This is a genomic window from Marinoscillum furvescens DSM 4134 (assembly GCF_003386095.1).
GTDB classification, from domain to species: Bacteria; Bacteroidota; Bacteroidia; order Cytophagales; family Cyclobacteriaceae; genus Marinoscillum; species Marinoscillum furvescens.
This window is the reverse complement of the sequence record NZ_QREG01000006.1, coordinates 169841-190945: the sequence shown is the minus strand read 5'-3', so window position 1 is coordinate 190945 and position 21105 is coordinate 169841. Positions and strand designations below refer to the sequence as shown.

Sequence of the window (21105 nt, the reverse complement as noted above, 5' to 3'; positions counted from 1 at the left end):
TCAATGCTTAGCAAGGACCACTCAATGCCTAACAAGCCCCGCTCAATGCCCAACATGGGGCGCTCAATGCCTAACAAGCGGTGCTCAATGTACAACAAGGACCACTCAATGCGCAACATGAACCCCTCAATGTTTAGCATGGACCGCTCAATGAGCAACAAGCACTGCTCAATGCGCAACATGGATTGCCTAATGAGCAACAAGTAGTGCTCAATGCCCAACAAGGACCACTCAATGCGCAACATGAACCCCTCAATGTTTAGCATGGACCGCTCAATGAGCAACAAGCACTGCTCAATGCACAACATGGATTGCCTAATGAGCAACAAGTAGTGCTCAACGCTTAGCAAGGACCTCTCAATGTCCAACAAGCGATGCTCAATGGGCAACAAGCTGTGCTTAATGTACAGCAAGGACCCCTCAATGCACAACAAGGACCTCTCAACGCATAGCAAGTACCGCTCTATGTACAACATGGGCTGTTGATACAAAGGCGTAGGGGCAACTTATGGAATGGCACAGGTTGGGTTTAGGTAGGTGGGATTTTTGAGTAGAATTGATAACTTCGGTGATTAAAATGTTTTTTTATGTTCATGATTTAGGTGAATATAATTGTGCAACACAAATTAATCTAAACTCGAATAATGTATGGTAACTCGAAAAATTTTTAAGTGTTTTATTTCTTCGCCGGGAGATTGTCAAGAGGAACGGGACGTTTGTGTTAGGGTAGTCAATGAAATTACCGTGAGGTTTGGTAAACATTTTGGGATTGGACTAGAAACATTTATGTGGGAATATGATGTCCTACCAGATATGGGGAAAAATGGACAAGATATCATAGACGAGTATGTAAAAAAGTCAAATTATGATGTCTTTATTGGGATAATGAAAAATAGATTTGGACATCCCACTAAAAAAGCTGGAAGCGGAACAGAGCATGAGTTTAATGATGCGATTCGGCGTAAAATTAAAATGCGTAATTCCCATCCTAAGATTCTGTTTTTCTTCGGTAAGGAAAAAGTAGATCCTGATATGCTCGATTTTGATCAATATAGTAAGGTTAAGGATTTCAAGGAGCGTATTTCCTCTTTGGGGTTGTATATTCCATTTAGCGGGATGGATGAATTTAGAGGTTCACTAACTCAAAAGCTTGAATTGTTTATTCAAGAAAATTCTCAGATTGAAAACGCTGAGGATAGGGTGAAGGAAATTGACGTCACCTTAAAGTATTTGGAAAATGACCTATCAGAATCTTTAAAAACTTATAATGAAAAATCTCCCATTTGGATAGATCCAATTATTAGCTCTAAACAGGTTGTGCCAAGTGATCCTACCAAAAACTTTGAACATAAAGTTGATCTTGTATCGCTAATTACAGAGCCAAAGAATATCATTATAAAGGCTCCATCTGAATTTGGTTTAACTTCATTGGCTCATTACTTAAAGCTCGAAGCTTGGAAATTAGGAAAAGTATTTCTCTATATTGATTCTAAAAAAACTAAGAAACATAAGATTGTTAAGGATATTAAAAGGGAAGTCGGGAATTACTACTTCGCAAATCCAGAAAAAATAGACTGTATTTTGATAGATTCAATCTGTTTTGACGAACAGGGTGTTATGCAAATGGTGAAAAATGTTTGTGATGAATTTCTAGGTACACCAATTATATTATTTAATACACTCGATAATAATTTTTTCCTGAAATCTGAGGAGGATGATCGGGTTGAAATAACTCGTAAATTTCTTACTTATTACTTACTTCCTTTACCTCAAACAGAACTGAGGAAGATTGTTACTTCATATACGAAGCAAAAAGAAATTCCTGAGGATCATAATGTTATGCTTGAAAAGGTCGCTAAAGATTTACAAACCTTGAATATGCATAGGACCGCTAAAAACTGTATGTCAATTTTAAGAGCTTCATTTAAAATTGGTTCAGAGTATAATCCAATTAATCGAACTAAATTATTGGAAACAATGCTTAATACAATTTTTGAAGAATATGAAATTCCTACTTTCCATGATAAAAAGCCCGATGTAAAGGATTGCTCTTTTGTACTTGGTTATCTCTGTGAGTTATTGATAGTTAAAAATGATTTTTATTTCACTGAGAATTACTTTAAATCTGAACTTAAGGGTTTTTGTAACGCTAACTTAATTGATCTCGACCTTACCTACCTTCTTACAGTCTTAAAAGATAATTCGATATTAGGTCAAACTACTTCCAATCATCTGTATTTCAAGAATACTTATTGGGTTTTCTTTTTTATTGCTCAGAGAATGAATTTGAATAAGGCATTCCTTGAGCAGGTTTATGAGAATAAGCGTTATGTGGATTTTCCTGAAATAATTGAATTTTACACAGGAATTGATAGGAACAAAGATGATGCCTTATCAGTGTTAAGTCAGGATTTGGATGAGACATTATTGGTAGTACGTGAAAAAATGAATATTCCAGATTTAATTAATCCATATAAATCCATATCATGGAATCCGGATGTTCCCTCATTAGAAAAAGAGCAAGAAAAAATAAAGGATAATGTAATTACTTCAGGCCTACCAGATGAAGTGAAAGATAAATATGCAGACAAGCACTACGATCAAATTAAACCATATAATCAAGTAATTAATTCGGTATTCCGAGATTATTCATTTTTAGTGTTAATGAGGCAGATTTCTGCAACAGCAAGAGCCTTGCGTAATAGTGATTTTGTTTCGATTGGTTTAAAAAAGGAAGTACTAGATAAGATTACACAAGCGTGGAGTGAATTGAATAAATTGTTGATAGTATTGCATCCCCTATTAGCGGATAGGGGAAATGTAGCATTTGAGGGTGCGAGGTTTGAACTTGATGAAGGAGATTTTAAATTTGACACCCCAATCGAAAAAAGGAATGCTGTTTTGTTGTCGATTCCGACCAATGTTGTGAAATTTTTTAAGGATGACCTTTTCTCAACGAAGATGGGGCCGCTCCTAATTGATAGAGCAATCAACGAAACTAATAGTTTAATTAAACACGAACTAATGTTACTCATAATAGCCGAGAGACCGAATTCTTGGTATAAAACAATAGATGATTATATCGTTGGACTTGATAAGAATTCGTTTTTTTTGTCCGACGTGCTAACAACCTTGAAATTCAACAAAGACTTTAAGGCAACGGAAGAAAATGAGAGGAGGGCAATAGAACTATTGGCTCAGAAATGTAGGGCTAAGCATATTTTTAAGAAAAATAATCCTGATCCAGGATTAATAAATCGTGCGCGCAAACTTTAGTATTGTTTTGTGCTAAAAAAATCAAGCCAATTTACCACTTGGGTTTTAGCTCTATCAGATAGAACAGCCATCAGCCAATTGTTTAGTTTACAGTTTTCATCGAATAAACGGGTGCTTCCCTGGGTTACTATTGCCTTAGCCTTAGCCAATGTAGTCATTCATTTTGTAGTAGGTGTAGACGGTAGAAGCACAAGTGCGCTAATAGATGCTGGTGCCAATTTTGCGGCGCTTACCCTCAACGGAGAGACCTACCGTTTGATTACCTCACAGTTTTTGCATGGCAACTTACTTCACCTAATTGTGAATGTCTACAGTCTGGTCTATGTGGGTTTGCAGGTGGAGCGACAGCTTGGATGGCGAGACTTTCTGCTCTTATACCTGCTGTCTGGCTTTGTGGGAGGTATAGCCAGTTTGCATTTCAACTTATTTGTAGTCAGTGTTGGTGCCAGTGGTGCGGTATTGGGTGTTTATGCTTTTCTGATTGTGATGCAAATCACCGCTAAAGACAGCCCCAGGTCTTTTATTCTAGCTCAGTTTGTTATTTACTTGTTGGTATTGACGGCCATAGGTAAAAAATTCAATTTTGATAATGCCGCTCATTTTGGGGGTGTTTTTACCGGGCTGTTGGTAGGTGTTGCCTATAAGTTTCGGTACCATCGCTGGGCTTTTGCGGTGGTCCTGCTGGCTGGGGTGACGGTATTTAGTGTCTTGCCCCGGTATCAGGTAAAGTATTTTCAGCTATATCAGGAGTTTAGCACCATCAGCAACAAATTCATAAAAACTTTGACCTCCAACTATCCGGGCGAACGTATTTATGATTCATTGAAAGTGCTGTATCCCCGGCCAGATACTGTGATAGCCACTCTGAGACGTATAGAAGGTTTGCCAGCAGAGCTGTCTGCAGATACCACTGTGATGGTGGAGGTGATGCATATAGAAAAACAACGCATGGACTATGTAATGAAAGCTATATCGGGCCAGACTCATGCTTTTAGGGATAGTCTAAGCATACTGGGTCGGCAGCTGACTAGCATGCCTCCGCTGATGTATCCTTTAAGTTTTCAGTCGGGATCAGCGGAAGTAGCAGTGGAGAGTTCAGGGCCTCAAGAGGAGTTGGTTGAGCACAGGATTTATTTTGATTCATCCTGGGTAGAAACTGATCGCTATATGCATTCCTATTATAGGATTGGCACCAAAAACAAGCAAGATGAATGGCACGGTAGGGTAGTAGATTATTTTGCAGATGGCACGGTGCAGATGAAAGGGGAGTTTGACAAGGGATTGCGTGAGGGGGTATTTATATACTATTACGATGACAGTACTTACCAGTCTATGGGTAGGTATCATAAAGATGATCCGGTGGGGCGCTGGGAGGCCTACAGTGAAAACGGGCAACTAGTAAGTCAAATTCGTTACGCTCGAAACGGTTACGCTTACTGGGAGAACATGTGGACGGATGACGGAGAGCAGACGGTGCGAGATGGTAACGGGACAGAATATAGTTTTCATGATAATGGGCAGCTGGAGTATAAAAGACAGGTGGTGGATGGCTTAATAGATGGAGTGGTAGAAGGGTTTGACAGTCTGGGAAATCAACTATACCGGGAAGAATATGATCATGGTAGGCTGGTGTCTGGGTATTTAAAAACCGACTCTTCCGAACACCTCTATGACGGGAGCGTGTACAGGGCTTATCCAGAAGGTGGATTTGATGCGTTTTATGAATATCTGGATGCTGCCAATGAGCTGAAATCTGATACTACAGACGGAAAGGTGGTTGTGAGATTCGAAGTATTTGCAAATGGCGATTTGCATTACTTTCGCTATCTGGAGCGGATGGATCCTGAGTACAATGCGTATGCAAAGCGCTTGATCATGGAAGGGCCGAAATGGCTGCCAGCCAAAGCCCATGGCGTGACGCCTATCACTACTCAGGCTAGAGTAGAGGTTCGTTTTTGAAGTGGCAATACTGAAGCTCCCCCATCACCAAAGCTTGTAAACCTGTAATTTTTTGGTTTTTAGCGGATGCTGAGCAATGCATCCTCCCTTAGTTGAGCAGTATACACCACCTGTTCTTATCATTTGGCTAGCATTTTTGTTGGGTGGAGTCTGTACAAACCCGTCTGGCGGAGTAGTAGCCGATTCCACAGATTTACTACCGTATTACCTTCAACAAAATGCAAAAAATTACCACTGTGTTGAGATCTGGCATCATCCTATGGGGTGCTGTCCTAATGAGCGTGTTTTTTACTGGCTGCTCAGATACATCAACCTCTGAGCGCCCGCCCAATATCCTTTTTCTGTTTTCTGATGATCAGATTTATTCGTCCATCCATGCGCTGGGCAATGAAGAGATCTATACGCCCAATCTGGATCGGCTTGTTCGCCGAGGTACCTCTTTAACCAATGCGTTTAATATGGGCGGATGGAATGGTGCCATCTGTACGGCCTCACGCTCGATGCTCATCACCGGGAGGTCGCTTTGGCATGCCAATGCCTTTCGCCAATCCTGGAAAAAAGGCCAGGGTGTGGATCAGACCTGGGGCAAGCTCATGCAGCAGGCGGGCTATGACACTTACATGACGGGCAAGTGGCACGTGGAGCTGGATCCAAACCTCGTGTTTGATACGGTGCGGCATGTACGCAAGGGTATGCCCAATGACTACCGTCGAGAGAAAGGCGAAAAACGTTTGGGCTATAACCGTCCGAAAAATCCGACTGATACGAGTTGGTTGCCCACAGATCCGAAGCACGGCGGCTACTGGGAAGGTGGCAAGCACTGGAGTGAAGTCACTCGCGATGATGCACTGGACTATCTGGATATGGCTGGCCAAAGTGATCGTCCGTTTATGATGTATGTTGCCTTCAATGCGCCGCATGATCCCCGGCAGGCCCCACAGGCGTATCAGGATCTATACGATACCAGCGCACTAAGCCTGCCGCTCAGCTATCAGCCAGACTATCCGGATCGGGAGCTAATGGGCAACCCCAAAGGGCTGAGAGATGAAGCGCTGGCACCTTTTCCGCGCACACCTTTTGCGGTGAAAACGCACAAAAAAGAGTATTACGCCATTATCAGTCACCTGGATGCCCAGATTGGGAAAATACTGGATGCACTGGAAGCCTCTGGTCAGCTGGAAAACACCTATATCTTTTTCACTTCAGATCATGGGCTGGCGATGGGGCGACATGGGCTCATTGGCAAGCAAAGTATGTATGATCACAGTGTGAAGCCGCCACTGATTATTGCTGGACCAGACATCCCGAAGAATAAACGCATTACTGCTGAGGTATACCTTCAAGACCTGATGCCCACGGCACTGGAGCTGGCGGGCGTTCCAAAGCCTGACTATGTAGAGTTTCACAGTTTGCTGCCGCTGGCAACAGGCGCCCAGCAGGCAGGCAACTATCCCGCTATCTATGGGGCGTATATGCAGGTGCAGCGCATGGTGCGAAAAGATGGCTTTAAGCTGATCGTGTACCCGAAAGCGCAAAAAGTACTGCTTTTTGACTTGGAAAATGACCCGGAAGAAATCAATGATATATCGGCTGATCCTGCCTATACAGCCAAACTGGAGGAGCTGTGGGACGCTCTAATGGCCCTACAGCAGCAGTATGATGATCCGCTGGATCTCAAGGATTTGACACACTTTGTGTCAGGGGCAGAGTCATAGCCAAAAGCTGAACGTGTACGATCGTGCAAAAGGACGTGTCTGTTTTATTTATCGGACACGTCCTTGACGATGCCTCAAAAAAAGCTTCAGTTTATTTTTTCGTGCAAGTATGAGGTTTTTAGTTTCTTCAGTCCACGTGACACGCGTGAACTAGCGGGGTACCTGGTACATATCTACGATAAAAGCCAGCTCGATAACCTGACTAAAGATCAGATCATCGAGCTGCTGAAAAAGGCTGGGCTTATTTAGACTGGTCAGAAACAATATTCTCGATCAATTCCCAAACTTTTGAGGTCTCATTCCTATAACCGTAATAAGACACGGTTAAGACTACAGTCAACAATAGAACACAAACCAATGTGAATGTTAAAATGATCAACTGACCTTGAGAAATAGTCAAATATATTGTCAGTACTGTCACCAAAGTCATAATAAACAACCAAATCAAAGTGTAAATTTTCCCGAATCCTGTCGGTCTTGACTGTATCCTAAGGACAGTATTATTGTTATCTTCTACTACATCCCCCTGCAATTCAACCTTGTAGTTTCTAGCTGTTTTACCGATATACTTAATATTAAATCCGTTTTGTTTCACTTCCCCTTCAAATGGCTTATGACCTGAAAAGATAAATCGGAATTTCTTGACGTTTTCCGTGTAAGCTTTGATTCGTTCCAAAACTGATTCCTTATCTGAAATGGGAACCTCCTTGTTTTGAGTTGGATAAAGTAGATTCATTTTACTTAATGATTTTTTGGATAAATGTTTCACCCCAATTGGCATTACCCCCAACATAAGTAGGAATACCTGCACCAATAAAACCTTTAACCGCTATTACTCTCCCTCCAAATCTATCTTCTTCTGAAACTGCAACTCCTACTCCCAAGTCAGCAAAGAATGACGCTCCAAAGTTTCCTTCAACTCGTGGCCCATTCAAGGAGTTTACTGAAAAATCATCTAAATCTCCCGTGTAGAAATATACTGTGCCATCAACTGACCCAGAGACATCTAAGCCAACTCCTATACCTCCATCACTTAATATAAAACCTGTCCCTTTGTCTTTGCCTTGTAAAATCGTTCCATAAGATATTGGATTCATATCCCCTCCAACTCCAACAACCACATCCAAATCTACTCCAATTGACCATGCTACGGGTGAACCATATGGCCATATCCCATCATTCGCACCACTCCCCCCGGAAGATTGATCTTCGTATTTATCTACAACTGCTTGAGCCCTTGCTCTATACGCCTTGTTTTGATTGGTTGGATCCCAATTAAGAACTTCATAAGCATTGATCCATTCCTGTACATCTTCGTTCCAGAAATAAGGACTGCTTACTATTTCTCCATTCTCCTCCCAATCGATTCCTCCATCATTATTACAATCATTTCCAGGGCAATTAGGATCGGGTTCTCCAGAATACAAACCCAAATAATCAATGAACGTTACGGGGTTATTGCTGGCATAAAGGTAGGGACTTTGATTGGCATAGGTATAGGAGAGAGGGTCCATACTGTTAAACCTACCGATCACCGGATCATAATGTCTATATTCATAAGCATAAGCGCCCGTTTCTTCCTGATACTCCTTGCCGTTGAAGAGGTAACTAGTGCTGCTTGCGGCGGTATTGTTCATCATATATCCAAATGGCATATAATCGGCTACCTGGACTACTTCTACACCAAACCCTGATCCTGCATGGTCAAATGCTCAGAATGCCTCATTTGCAAGTGCTTGCCTGCTTTTTGAGCAATTACACCACCCTTTCTGATTCCTTATGTTCCCATTGCTCGGTTGGTTTTTAGACAGATTTGTTGTGTGGTGATTATGACAAATTCTAATCACTGGTGGCATTTAGTACGAACTACGATTTGCATGATGAAATAATCAAAGTCCACCTGCAAAAATGATTTTACAATGGAAAGAAGAACATTTATAGAATTGTCTCTGCTGGCGGGTGCCGGAGCTATGGTACTACCGGGATGTGGCCTGGAAGGGCAGCGCAGCCTCCCTCCATACCTCAAAGGCATGGAGGCCATGTACAGAAGAGATCCCAGAGGTACTTCTACTGCGTGGTTTCGCGATGCCCGCTACGGACTGTTTATACACTATGGCTTGTACTCCCTCCTTGGGAGGCATGAGTGGGTGCAGTACAAAGAAAAAATCCATGTGGCTGAGTATGCCAAATTGAAAGATCAGTTTACTGCCGAAAAGTTTGATGCCGACTTCATTACGGACCTGGCGCTGGAGGCAGGCATGAAATACATCAACATCACCACAAGGCATCATGACAGCTTTTGTTTGTGGGATAGCCAGTACACGGACTTCAAAAGCACCAATTCTCCCGCAAAGCGCGACCTGATAGCGGAGCTTTCGGAGCAGTGCAACCAAAAGGGGCTGGCACTTTTTCTATACTATTCGCACGGCAGAGACTGGAGGCATCCTCATGCCCCCAACAACGACCAGTGGGGTGGTGCTGCCCGCCCAAAGTTTGAAGAAAAGGAGCCCTACTACAAATACGGCGAAGCACATGACCTGGAAATCTACTTGCAGTTTATGCACAATCAGGTGGAGGAGCTGCTGGATAATTACGACGATGTGGCAGGCATCTGGCTCGATGGTTTTGCTACACCAGCGTCAGGAGATCGCTCGGTCTTTAGATGTCAGGAGCTATACGACATGATACACTCCAAACAGCCTCAGGTACTGGTGTCTTACAAACAGGGGCTGATAGGTACAGAGGATTTTTTGGCGCCTGAGCGCAAATACAAAGGTGAAGGCAAGCCCGAAAAACCCCTCGAAATCTGTGATCACCTACAGAAAAAAGGCTGGGGATACCTGAAAACAGAGGACGGAAACCACAAGACCAAAGCGGACGTGATCGCCATGCTGAAGCGCGCTGCGAGCTATCCGGCCAACCTGCTGCTCAACACAGGACCTCTGCCATCCGGAGAAATGCACCCCGAAGATGTACAGGTGCTCCGCCAGGTAGGGCAAGAAATCAAAACCAAAGGATGGGAAGGCATTTTGGCATGATTGGTAGGTGTTAAGCGTAATGTGGGTGGCTTTTGGATGGCGTTGCAGGAGCAATGAACTTCATTTGTTCACCCCATTTTCGCTTTCATCACAATGCCGCAATACCATCACTATTCAGTAGCAAATCAGGGAAGTTACACCACCCAGAATCATAGCATGAAGATCAAACACATGATGAAAAAAACCTCGTTATTTATACTGGCAATACTTTGCGTGCAGGTAGTGCTCATAGCCCAATCGTCAGATACCCTGCTGTGGCTCAAAAACAACCACGGGATCATTGAAGATGGGAATGGTGCGGTGACTCGCTGGGAAAATGCTGTGGGCTCGGGAGATGCCGTACAGCCAGACCCCTCGCTCGCCGGAGAGCAGATGCAGGAAACCTATCCTGGTAAGGTGAATGTGGGCTTTTCAAAGAATGGTTCGCACATGACCATCGAAGGCTCCAACGCTTACACGGCTGATAATACGTTTTCCGTTTTTTATGTAGGCAAAACAGGAGATGTAGGTAGCGTGGCAGTGATGTTTGGCAACTTTCGGGTAGAAAACAACAACTGGGGTACGTGCTCTGGGGTGCGGTTTACCCGAAAGGGAAATGGCGACATGACCATTCAGTATGGCCGGCCCACTTACAAACAGATTGTACTCAACAACCTGCCGGAAAATGCATTTTTCTTTTTTGGGTTTAGCCTGGATGCCTCGGGCAACTATAAATATTTTGACAATACGTCGAGCATCATCAAAACAGGGACTCTCGATGGGACGATCCATCAAAACGATGACGATCACCTGATCAACCTGGCGCGACAGGGAGATGGCAACTATACCTACTTCCATACAGAGATGGCCGAGCTGATGATGTTTGGTGAGCCCTTTAGCACGTCTGAGATGGAGCAGGCCCATGCCCGCCTGGCTGCTGACTATCCTGAGGTGATTCGGTCAGATTTTGAAGTAACGGAAGTCTTTCCTACAGACAGGACACATCTGGGCGTTTCAGAAAGTATCCGAATGACGTTTAATCAAAACGTAGACTTCAACTCTACCTTGCCAAAAGTATACATCAATAAAAGCACTACCGAAGCGCCTGGTAGCTGGACACTCACCGCTTCTAATGAGCTTACTTATACCCCCGGAGAGAACTGGCCGCATGGAGCGCTGGTGACCATAGAGCTCGACGAAAACCTTAAGTCTACAGATGGTGTAGGGCTGGGAGTAGCCAAGCGGTCGGAGTACAACCTGATCGTATCCTCGGCCACTACCTTTGGGGTAGACACGGTGGTGCTGTCGCCTATGGCCACTGTGGATTACCCGCAGGCGGGTCATAAGTTGCCCATGTATCTGGTGGTACCCGAAGACCGCACGGAAAAGGTGCCCGTACATATATGGGTGCATGGAGGCGGCTGGTCAGGAGGGTCGCTGGCTTCATCGGTGGCGAGCTATTCTCCTCACGGCACTTATCTGGCCGAAAACTTAGGGGTGGCTACTCTGGGGATTTCCTATAGGTGCAAAGGCTCTAATGGTACTTTTACACTGGCCATGGAAGACATAGATGCGGCCTACCAGTGGGCTGTTGCCAATGCGGCTACTTATAATTTTGATATGTCAAAGGTGTTTTTCAGTGGCGGGTCTGCCGGGTCTCCACTTGCGGCACTGGCTGCTCAGCGCTATGACGGTACGGTAGGGTTTATTGGGTTCAATGGCATCTATGACTTTGTAAATGACAGTGGTAGCTGGGGGCAGGGCAATGGCTACGGCCAGGAAGACCCCAGTGCGGAGGCCAATTCTGCCATTTTCCAACTCAGTGACACTCCACCTCCTGCCATTATGATGCACGGAGATGCAGACAACACGATCCCGCATACGCAAAGTGTCTTGTTTGCAGATGCGATAAACAATCAGGGAGGTATCGCGGAGACGGTCATTTATCCCGGCGAGGTTCATGCTTTTTTCAACCTAAACCAGCAAGAGTATCAGGATGTGCTCTATGAAATGGCCAGGTTTATGACAGGTGTACTGGACGGCACCATACAGGCGCCTGAGCCTCGCGTAGCCCGAGCATATGTCTCACCCACAGGAGATGATGCCAGTGGAGATGGTACAGAGGCATCACCATACGCCACTTTGTCCAAAGCCTATGCGGAAGCTGTGGCTGGAGATACGATTTTTATCAAAGCAGGGACCTATACCTACACCGGAAAAGGCTCTTTACTGAATGTGACTAAGACCATTACCCTGATCGGAGAGGGTGCTGATGTGACCATCCTGCAAAATGGAACTCAGCCTGTGTATGAATCCAAAACCACGCAAGGGCGATTTGCTTTGCTCACCACTGCCAACCAAAGTTTGACCATGGAAGGGATTACGGTGAGGCATTGTGGGTGGTATGGCAGCAATATCGGCGGAGGTATTGTCAACATTACGCAGAGTGCAGGAGGCGAGAGCACGTTTACGGCGCGTAGGTGCAGGTTTGAGCGTAGCGTCACCAGGTATGGAGGGGTCGTACAAGTGACAGGCAGTGGAGCTAATAAAGTGATTTTTGAGGATTGCTCATTTACTAATAACTACGCCATGCCCCAGATCACTAATGGAGCCTACCCTCAGCGTGGCAACTATTCTGGTGGTGTCATTCATGCAAGCAACAATGGATCTTTTGAAGTCTACAATTGTGTGTTTTACAACAACGGCACGCTGGACAACCCTTTGGACCTGGCTGAACCGGGCAATACTACCAATGGCCGGGTAATCAATGCCAACAATGGCCAGCCGGGAGCCTATGGGATCATTACCAACAGTACGTTTATAGACAATGTAGCTACTGGTGCACCTTCTGCCACTGTGGCACCGGCCATTAAGCACCTGGCGCCGGCTTCCTCTTTTAAGTTTATCAATAACCTGCTGGTAGACAATGTAGCCGAAGGAAACACCGGAGGTGTGGACATGCTTGTCACAGCTACTCAAAGTAGCTTCTTCGATTACTTTAAATCCAATCTGATTGGAAAGCTGACACTGGATGAAAGCATAACGCTAGATGCCTCCAATGCTGTAGATCCTGCGTATACCAAGGGTGCGGCAGAGGTGCTGGTAGATGGAGGAGCTACGCCCAATATAGTGGTCAACAGCTATGGAGTGGAAACCGTGTCAGCCACGGGAAGTCTGGTGCTGGGCACAGGCCAAACCGGTACCACCATCAAGCTCCACGATATCAACGGAAATGCCCGTGGGATAAACGTAGACCTGGGGGCAGTACAGTCGTCGGAGGCTACAGCCTCACTGGAGTTAGCGGACTTGTCTCAAACCTACGACGGTACGCCGCGAGCAGTGGCTGTCACCACCTATCCCGAAGGGTTGGGAATGGTCATTTCCTATGATGGCGCTTCGGAGGCACCTATAGCGGCAGGTAGCTATGGTGTGACGGCTACTGTCGCTGCCAGTGACCCGGATTTTGGTGGAGAAAGTACTTCGGGTACGCTGGTCATCCACAAAGCAGCACAGGAGATTGATTTTCCTGAACTCGAAACACAAAACCGCATAGCTCATGCCACGTTTGAACTTGGCGCCACGGGAGGCGGCAGTGGCAATGCCCTCACGTATACCAGTAGCAATACCGATGTAGCTTCGATATCGGGAAACACAGTGACGCTGCACGCTGCAGGTGAGGTGACCATTACGGCCAGTCAGGCAGGGTCGGCAAACTATGAAGCCGCAGCACCTGTGGAGCGGCTGCTTACCGTAGTGGAGCAGTATGAGTGGGATGGATCTAGCTGGAACAGCCAGTCCGCACCTTCGCCAAACAAAGACGTGGTGTTTAGTGGTGACTGGACCTCCTCCGAAAGTCTGGAGGCTAGATCAGTAGAGATCAGGCAAGGAGCTACAGTGACCGTTTCGGCTGGTACTGCCCTTACCATCAACGAAGCAATTACTAATGACGGGGCGCTAATCGTCCAGTCTGGAGGGGCCTTATTGACCTTTGGTAGTGTGTCCGGAGAAAACTACCAGATAGAGCGTACGACTACTTTTGGTGCCACCACAGGCAAATACAGCATGGTAGGCTCGCCGGTGCAGTCTGCAGCGTTTGACGTACTGGGCACCAATGTGATAGTGTATGGCTATGATGAATCAGAACCCTATGAAGCGGGACAAACTGAAGGCTTGAAGCGGTTTAAGTCTCCTCAGGAATTGTCGGTGGCATCTATGGAAGCAGGGCGTGGGTACTTTAGCTCGTTTACAGGAGATGCTAATGGAAAGGTGGTTTTTAGTGGTGTGCCAAATTCCGGAGAAGTGAATGTGACACTAGCTTACACCGATCAGGGAGTGGCTGACGAAGCTGTCTATCAGGGCTTCAATTTGGTGGCTAACCCATACCCTGCAGCAATAAGTTTTGAGGCTTTTATGTCGGCAAATAGCGAGGCGGCCATTAGCGGCTCCATTTACATTTGGGATGACTACTCTTCGGATGAGCAGAGAGGGCTAAACAGCGATTATCTGGTCGTCAATGCGCTGGGGAATACGGATAGCCGCGCTGGAGGTGACGCCAAATGGGATGGAATGATTCGTAGCTGCCAGGGATTTTTTGTGAAAGCCACAGGACCCACATCTATCGTTTTTACGGACAGCATGCTACAGCCTACACATAATGGTGACGATGGCTTTTACCGCGGATCGGAAACCACTTACAAGCTGCTGTTGAGCAATGAATCAGCAAGTGTAGCGACGATCGTAGGGTATGCGGCGGGTGCTACCGAGGGCTTAGACGATGCGTATGATGCTCCGGTATTAGGGTCAGGTGGTTTTAGGTTTTATTCTCTGCTAGGGCAGGAAAACCACAGGCTGGCTATTCAGGGACTGCCGGAGAGTCATAGGTCTGAGGTGGCCTTAGGCTATCGTGTGGATGCTGCCGGAGCGTACACCCTGTCTCTGGCAAGCACGTCAGAGGAGCCACTTACCTCGGGCGTGATGCTTCATGACAAAGCAACGGGCGCTTTTGTAGCTATAGCCGAAGAAACCTACACATTTACTTCTTCGCAGGGCACGTTTGAAGATCGCTTTGCACTGCTAACTGCGGGAGTGTTGGGTGTAGAAGAGACCGAGGTGCCTCGTGCTTTGTACGTGGCTGGTAAAAGTCTTTATTATGATTTTGGGGTGTTGGAAGATCAGCATATCCATGTGTATGATATCTCGGGACATTTGCTGTTTTCTGTTTCCGGTTTGGCTGGCAAAGGTCAATATGATTTGAATCATTTGCCTGATGGGGTGTATGTATTGCATACAGGTCGTTACCGGCAAAAAGTCCGGGTCGCTGATTAATCAGCCGCTCGGGTAAAGATTGTATGTGTGTTTAGTTTAGATAAAAAAGCGGGCTTTTGGGCCCGCTTTTAAGTTGCTACCGTCTTTTCATTATGCTATTACTTTAGAAATACTTTTAATTCCTGTGTCTCCGCGCCTGTCTGGATGCGGAGCAGATGCAGCCCTTTTAGTTGGTGAGCTACATGCAGCTGATGCTGTCCACCGCCTGTCAGGTTGGTATCCAGCACCTTTCGTCCATCCAGCGTAAAGAGGGAAGCGCTGGTCACCAACTGTTCTTCAGTCTCTGGTAAAGAGAGGTAAATGACGCCATCCGTCACGGGGTTAGGATATACTTTCAGATTGTTTTTCTGTGGTACAACAGAAGCTGTACGAGCTCCACTACTTACTTCTACAAATCGGAACTGTACCCATGAGCCTGTGCTGGTGGTGGTTACCATCTTTACCTGGTTAGCACCATTCACGTGCAGGCGATCGTTGGTGGGTCCATAGGGTAAGGTAAGGAAGTAGTTTGTAGAAGTGGAGTTTACCCGATCTATGGACCACTTCGTCCATCCACCAGAAGATGAAGTGGGATCCATGTCTGCATCGGAACCTCCACCTGCTCTAAGCCGCGGCTTACTACCTCCGCCGGCACGCTCTATGTGCCAGAGTCCCGTACCTGCAGATACAAATTTCCATTCTACGTCACTTCCGGTTGTTGACAGATTAGTAGTATATGGAAGGTCACTGGAGCCATCTGCCGCTATTCGTCTACTGCGTCCCACACACTCGATGTAGTAGGTTTTGTTGGTATCCGGTACAAATTTTAAGTACAGATCCATAAATGTCTGCCCGGTAGAGGAGATGGAGCCATCGGTCAGGCTGATGAATTTCCAGCTGTCGTATAGGACCAGTCCATCTACACCTGCATCTAGTGCAACTTCTAAGCGAGTACCTGTTCCGTATTTGTCATAGTGATTGACCTCTGAGTCCCAAACGGGCAGGTTGTGTGTAGCTGCCTGGCCGATAAACGTAGACCAATCGTTGTGGTTAAACCCGAGGTTATGCGTGGTAGCTACCGTGACATAATTAGGTACATTGGTTTGGTTAAATACATCAATGGCAGCAGGTATGCCCCATGGGCATGGCCCGATGAGCTCAGCCCCTCCTACATTGTTATAAAGTGAGGCATAGATGGTATTCATTTGATCTGCTGTCCATGCTCCACCCGGTTTGCCATCTTCGTTAAATGGATTGATCCAATCCACTGCGTATTCGGTAGCAAAATCCTTGATCCTGTTGATGAGGATGTTGGATTTGGAGGTGTCCCCCTTTACGGTGCATAGCGTGCCATTGAGCATTTCACAGGCTATGCGTTGCCCTCCGGCATGCTGGGCAGGATTGGCAAAAATCTTGAATCCCGCAGCCACTGCCTCATCGTAGAAATAATCAAGCATGGGCTTGTTGGGCACGTGCCCGTCTGCAAAAATAGGTATGCGTATGCCATTGACCTGCATGTTTTGAAACCCCACGATCAGGTTGTCAGCCTGTGCCTGCGTGGTGATCTTGTTCTGGATAAACGCCTGTTTTACATCACCCAGTACATAGTCCATGTTGTTGGTATAGATGCTTTGCGCCGAAAGCGTAAATGATAGTAAGATCGAGCAGAGCAACAGCATAGCTCGATTGGAATAGAAAATTTTCATAATCGATTTTAGTTATAGGTTTTAATAATGTGAAGTATGAAAAGACGATAGTCTCAAGTAGAAGATGGTAGGGGTGTGAAAAGCTCATTTCAATATTTAAGGCAGTTTTGGTTGGGGTATAGCTGTAAAGATTAGCTTGGTTTGTAATCAAATATTCATTGATTCTGACTGGGACTCGGGTGGATATTTGGTCAGAGATTAGGGGTGAATTGTGCAGGGTAAGTTTCTGAGCTATAGGGGGGTGTGGACAAAAAAATAGGTGTTTCCCAGGGAGAGTTCCCTGAGAAACACCTGATCTAAGCTTCAGTCTGCCGAAGAATAGTTAGTGTACGATCAGCCTGCGACTAAACGATTGATGGGTAGTACTGATCACTAGATTGAAGATTCCTTTGGCGTTTTCAGCTAATCTGATTTTACCTGAGTCAGGAACCTTTCCTGCCTGCACCAGTTGGCCGGCGGCATTGTATACGTGGTAGCTTAGGTTCTTTTCGCCATTGGGCGCTCCCACCTCAAACTGTCCATAGGATGGATTGGGGAATACCACGAAAGCCTGCTGGTAGGCACTTGCCAGTACTTCCAGGACGGTAAGGTCAAAGGTGCCGCTCACTTCCGATCCATCAGTGGCAGTGGCTGTGATGGTTACATTTCCCCCTGAAAGGGCAGAAACTTCACCCTGGTCGTTGACTGTAGCTACTACTTCACTGCTGCTGCTCCAGCTCAGGGTGGTGAGGGAGGCATTGGCCGGGAGCACTTCAGCAGTAAGGGTTTGCGTGGAGTTGGCATCCATTTCTGCATCTCCGGAGAGCGTGATGTCGGTGATCAGAATGGGTTCTATGGTGATGTCCAGAGATCCTGTAGTGCCCGATCCGTCATTGGCGGTGGCAGTTATGGTCACAGTGCCCACGGCGTTGGCAGTCACTACTCCTTCAGCATTTACCGAGGCTACAGTTTCACTGCTGGAGCTCCAGGTGACCGATGCATCGGACGCATTTTCAGGAGACACAGAGGCTGTGAGTGTCTGACTAGCTCCATGCTGCATGGTAGCTTCTCCTGCCACTTCGATGCTTTGCACCAGCAGAGGACCTACGGTGATGGTATGCGTTCCGGACACTCCTGAGCCATCTGTAGCCGTAGCGGTGATGGTGGCTTCTCCCAGTCCCTGGCCGGTGACTACACCGTTTGCATCTACTGTAGCTACATCCTCATCAGAGGAGGTCCAGGTAAGCGATTTATTGGTGTGGTTTTCAGGAGCAATGGTAGCAGTAAGGGTAGTGCTTTGTGAGATGGCTACCTGCTCATCGCCAGAGATCGTAATGGACGTTACCTCTACTTTAGGCTGCGAATAAATGTCACGCAGTTCTAAGGCTCGGCCCCCGAGTGAACCGTTCGTTAAGTTTACCATGCGCCAGTTGTCGTAGAATACCATGCCGTCTACACCGGCTGCTACAGCTACTTCCAGTCGGGTCCCTGTGCCGTATTTGTCATGGGCGTTGGTTTCAGAATCCCATACCGGAAGGTCTCCGGCTGCCGCTATAAAATCGTCCCACTTGTCATGGTTGAAGCCCAGGTTGTGCGTAGTAGCCACAGTGACATAGTCTTTGATATTCGTTTTGTTTAGTGCTTGAATGCCCGCCGGGATGCCCCAGGTACATGCACCGATGAGTTCTGCTCCATTCACATTGCCGTATAAAGACGAATAGATTTCGTTGAATTGAGCAACGCTCCAGGTTTTACCCGGTGCGCCATCTTCATTGAAGGCATTGATCCAGTCACACTTGTACTGACTGGCAAATTCCTTTACACGGTTGATTAGTTTTTCGGTTTTTGCCGGATCGTCTTTTACGTCACAAAACTTTCCGTCGAACATGTCGCAGGCTATCCGCTGACCTCCGGCCCACTCGGCGGGATTGGCAAAAATCTTAAAGCCATGCGCTACCGCCTGCTCATAGAGGTAGTCAAACATTTCAGGGTTTGGATTAAATCCATTGGCGAAAATATTGATGCGGATGCCCATCATATGGGCCTCCCGCATTCCCAGCAGCAAGTAGTCTACCTGTTTTTTGGATGTAAGTAGATTGCGGATTTGCGCTTGCTTTACGTCGCCTACCACTACTTTTAGATTGTTTTTGTAGACGTATTCTTGCTGTACTTCCTGCCAGCGAACATCGATGTAGGTGGTGTGTAGGTTGTCTGCCATGGTATTTACGGCCTTTGCATTGTCGGCAGTTTCTATGACCGTTTTGGCTTTGCTGAGTGAGTCGCTTAGCTGGGTGAGTGCAGCTGCCGGATATTGTCCGGGTTCGGTGCCTGTTTGGGCTTCAGCCAAAAATACATCTATGTCATTGACAAGTGCTTGTAGCTCAAGTGTATTGACAGGCTCTTCGTAGAACAGCGTGCCGCCTTCTTCCACGTTGAGGGTGCCTTTGCTATGCAGAATGCTGGTGATCTCTAGTGTAACACCAGCCGGTACGGTTACCGTGACTCCTTCAGGTATGTGTGCACTGTGTATGGACAGGTCAGAAGTAAAGGTGAAATCTGCATTGAAATACAGTGATTGCCCGGCTACAGGAGCATTATTGGTCCAGCCATTGGCTGTATAAATATTGTCAGGGATGGCTACTGAGTAGATATTTCCCTGCTGGTCGGCAAAGTACACAAACGCTGCTGTGGCTGTAAGTGCCTCACGTGCATTGGCGGCATAGCCATTGTAGTCCACGTGGTTGTTGAGGCTTACGATGTTGGAGCCATCGGTAAAGTAGAGTTGAGAGCTGGTGCCATTGTTGGCACCGAAGACAAAGCCATCGCCTGCCGGTATAATGTTGTGCTGGTTGTACGCTCCTGAGGGCGTCATGGAGGCTCCTTCAGGGTTGAGGTCTGCCAGTTTTTTGGTGCCAGCTGTTGTGCCGTCTGATAGATATGGTTCATAGCCGGTACCATCATCAGCGATAAACATCATCAAGTTGCCATTGGATACGAAATCAGTAGGAGAAGAGCTACCGCTTGCGTTTAGGTCGATTTTCGTAAGTACTCCTTCAGCGTACAGGTATAATTCACTGTCTCCGTCTTTTTCACTGCCATAAAGGGCATAGGAGTCGGCGCCACCAATGGCTTGTTTATCCGTAAGTGCTACACTGTCTATTGCTACCGTTCCATTGGCGGTGCCATCTGAGCTGTATAGCTGGCCTTTGTAGTAAAAGATTACGCTTTGCCCATAGGCTTTGGCAAGTGGCCAGTTGGTAGGATGCGCTTCGTCAGTGTCCGTATGGTCCACATCTGTGAGCTGCGTAAGGGTGTTATTGGTGTCGTCCCAGGCAAAGTACTCTTCGTCGCTGGCGGTTCGCTTGGCTTTCACCAGTATTTGGTTGTTGCCAAAAGGGACCATTTGTACCTGGTAGATGTTTTTGTTGATGAGGTCTACGCCATCATCAGGTACATTGTTGAAAGGGCGTGTGACGGTAGTGAGGTCACTGGAAAGCCTGATGAAGTCACGGCCAGCATTGTCCGGGTCAAATCTGCCCGACCCGAAGTAGGCTCCGCCACTGGCTTGAACGAATATCCGTGGCCAGTTGGCGCCGGTTTTGTAGTAGTCGAGGTGGTGTGCCTCTGTGGTGGTCACGAATGTGAGGTCACTGGCTTCATTGGTGAGCTCACCGCGTCCGAAAATGATATTCCCTGCCCGCTCCTCTTCGGTGAAGGTAGAATAGCTCGTGCTGGTTATGGACAGTTTTTGAAGGTCTACAAAGTTGAAAGTATTTCCCGGGCCTTTAAAGACCATCCTGGAGTCGTCCGGCTCAGCCACCAGGTAGGAGACACTTCCCGATGTGGTGGATTTGTCCACGATTTTTTGCTGGGCATAGGTAAGGCCCGAATAAAGTAATGTGATAAGTAAGAGTAACTTTTTCATAGTGCTAAACCTTTTTGATGTGAATGTTTAGAAAATGGTTAGGCGAAAGCAGATCAAATAAAACAGGGCTGCCTCCAAAGGCTTGCTGGTTTCTGGCTTTGCATGCGCAAAATGCAGGCTATCGAATGCCCTTCCGTGATGATGAGGAACCTTTCGATGAGCTCAATTCGACACATAGTGTGTCACCAGGAACAGCAACGATACTTTGGAGAAAGCCCTGAATT

The 21105-nt window shown here is 46.5% G+C and carries 10 protein-coding genes; 6 read left to right on the top strand and 4 right to left on the bottom strand.

Annotated features, from left to right (window positions below):
- The first annotated feature begins 648 nt into the window (after positions 1–648).
- From C7460_RS08730 to C7460_RS24045, 4 genes are all read left to right on the top strand, one after another.
- Positions 649–3276, top strand: coding sequence for a DUF4062 domain-containing protein (locus C7460_RS08730; protein ID WP_115867708.1), 2628 nt, complete (start codon positions 649–651; stop codon positions 3274–3276).
- A gap of 78 nt (positions 3277–3354) precedes the next feature.
- On the top strand, positions 3355–5235 hold the full coding sequence (locus C7460_RS08725; RefSeq protein ID WP_170147945.1) for a rhomboid family intramembrane serine protease: 1881 nt from the start codon (positions 3355–3357) through the stop codon (positions 5233–5235).
- A gap of 218 nt (positions 5236–5453) precedes the next feature.
- The gene (locus tag C7460_RS08720; RefSeq protein ID WP_221409486.1) at positions 5454–6950 is read left to right on the top strand and encodes a sulfatase-like hydrolase/transferase; all 1497 of its coding nucleotides are present in this window, start codon (positions 5454–5456) and stop codon (positions 6948–6950) included.
- Between the two features lie 69 nt (positions 6951–7019).
- Entirely contained in the window at positions 7020–7199 is a 180-nt protein-coding gene (locus C7460_RS24045) for a hypothetical protein (RefSeq protein ID WP_115867706.1), read from the top strand.
- Here C7460_RS24045 and C7460_RS08710 read toward each other — a convergent pair.
- Positions 7192–7686 (bottom strand): hypothetical protein, encoded by a 495-nt coding sequence (locus tag C7460_RS08710; RefSeq protein WP_115867705.1) that lies wholly within the window; start codon positions 7684–7686, stop codon positions 7192–7194. The genes C7460_RS24045 and C7460_RS08710 overlap by 8 nt on opposite strands.
- Before the next feature lies 1 nt (position 7687).
- Positions 7688–8605 (bottom strand): RHS repeat-associated core domain-containing protein, encoded by a 918-nt coding sequence (locus C7460_RS08705; protein ID WP_115867704.1) that lies wholly within the window; start codon positions 8603–8605, stop codon positions 7688–7690.
- Between the two features lie 264 nt (positions 8606–8869).
- On the opposite strand from C7460_RS08705, the gene C7460_RS08700 reads away from it, so the two are divergent.
- Together C7460_RS08700 and C7460_RS08695 are read left to right on the top strand one after the other, a co-directional pair.
- Positions 8870–9988 carry an alpha-L-fucosidase gene (locus tag C7460_RS08700; protein ID WP_115867703.1) on the top strand — a complete coding sequence of 373 codons (1119 nt, stop codon included), beginning with the start codon at positions 8870–8872 and terminating at the stop codon, positions 9986–9988.
- A 156-nt stretch (positions 9989–10144) separates the two neighbouring features.
- Complete coding sequence (locus C7460_RS08695) at positions 10145–15292, top strand: MBG domain-containing protein (RefSeq protein ID WP_221409485.1); 5148 nt, start codon at positions 10145–10147, stop codon at positions 15290–15292.
- A gap of 98 nt (positions 15293–15390) precedes the next feature.
- Here C7460_RS08695 and C7460_RS08690 read toward each other — a convergent pair whose 3' ends face one another.
- The gene (locus C7460_RS08690; protein WP_115867701.1) at positions 15391–16977 is read right to left on the bottom strand and encodes a T9SS type A sorting domain-containing protein; all 1587 of its coding nucleotides are present in this window, start codon (positions 16975–16977) and stop codon (positions 15391–15393) included.
- Between the two features lie 322 nt (positions 16978–17299).
- Complete coding sequence (locus C7460_RS08685) at positions 17300–20881, bottom strand: Ig-like domain-containing protein (protein ID WP_115867700.1); 3582 nt, start codon at positions 20879–20881, stop codon at positions 17300–17302.
- Positions 20882–21105: the final 224 nt, after the last annotated feature.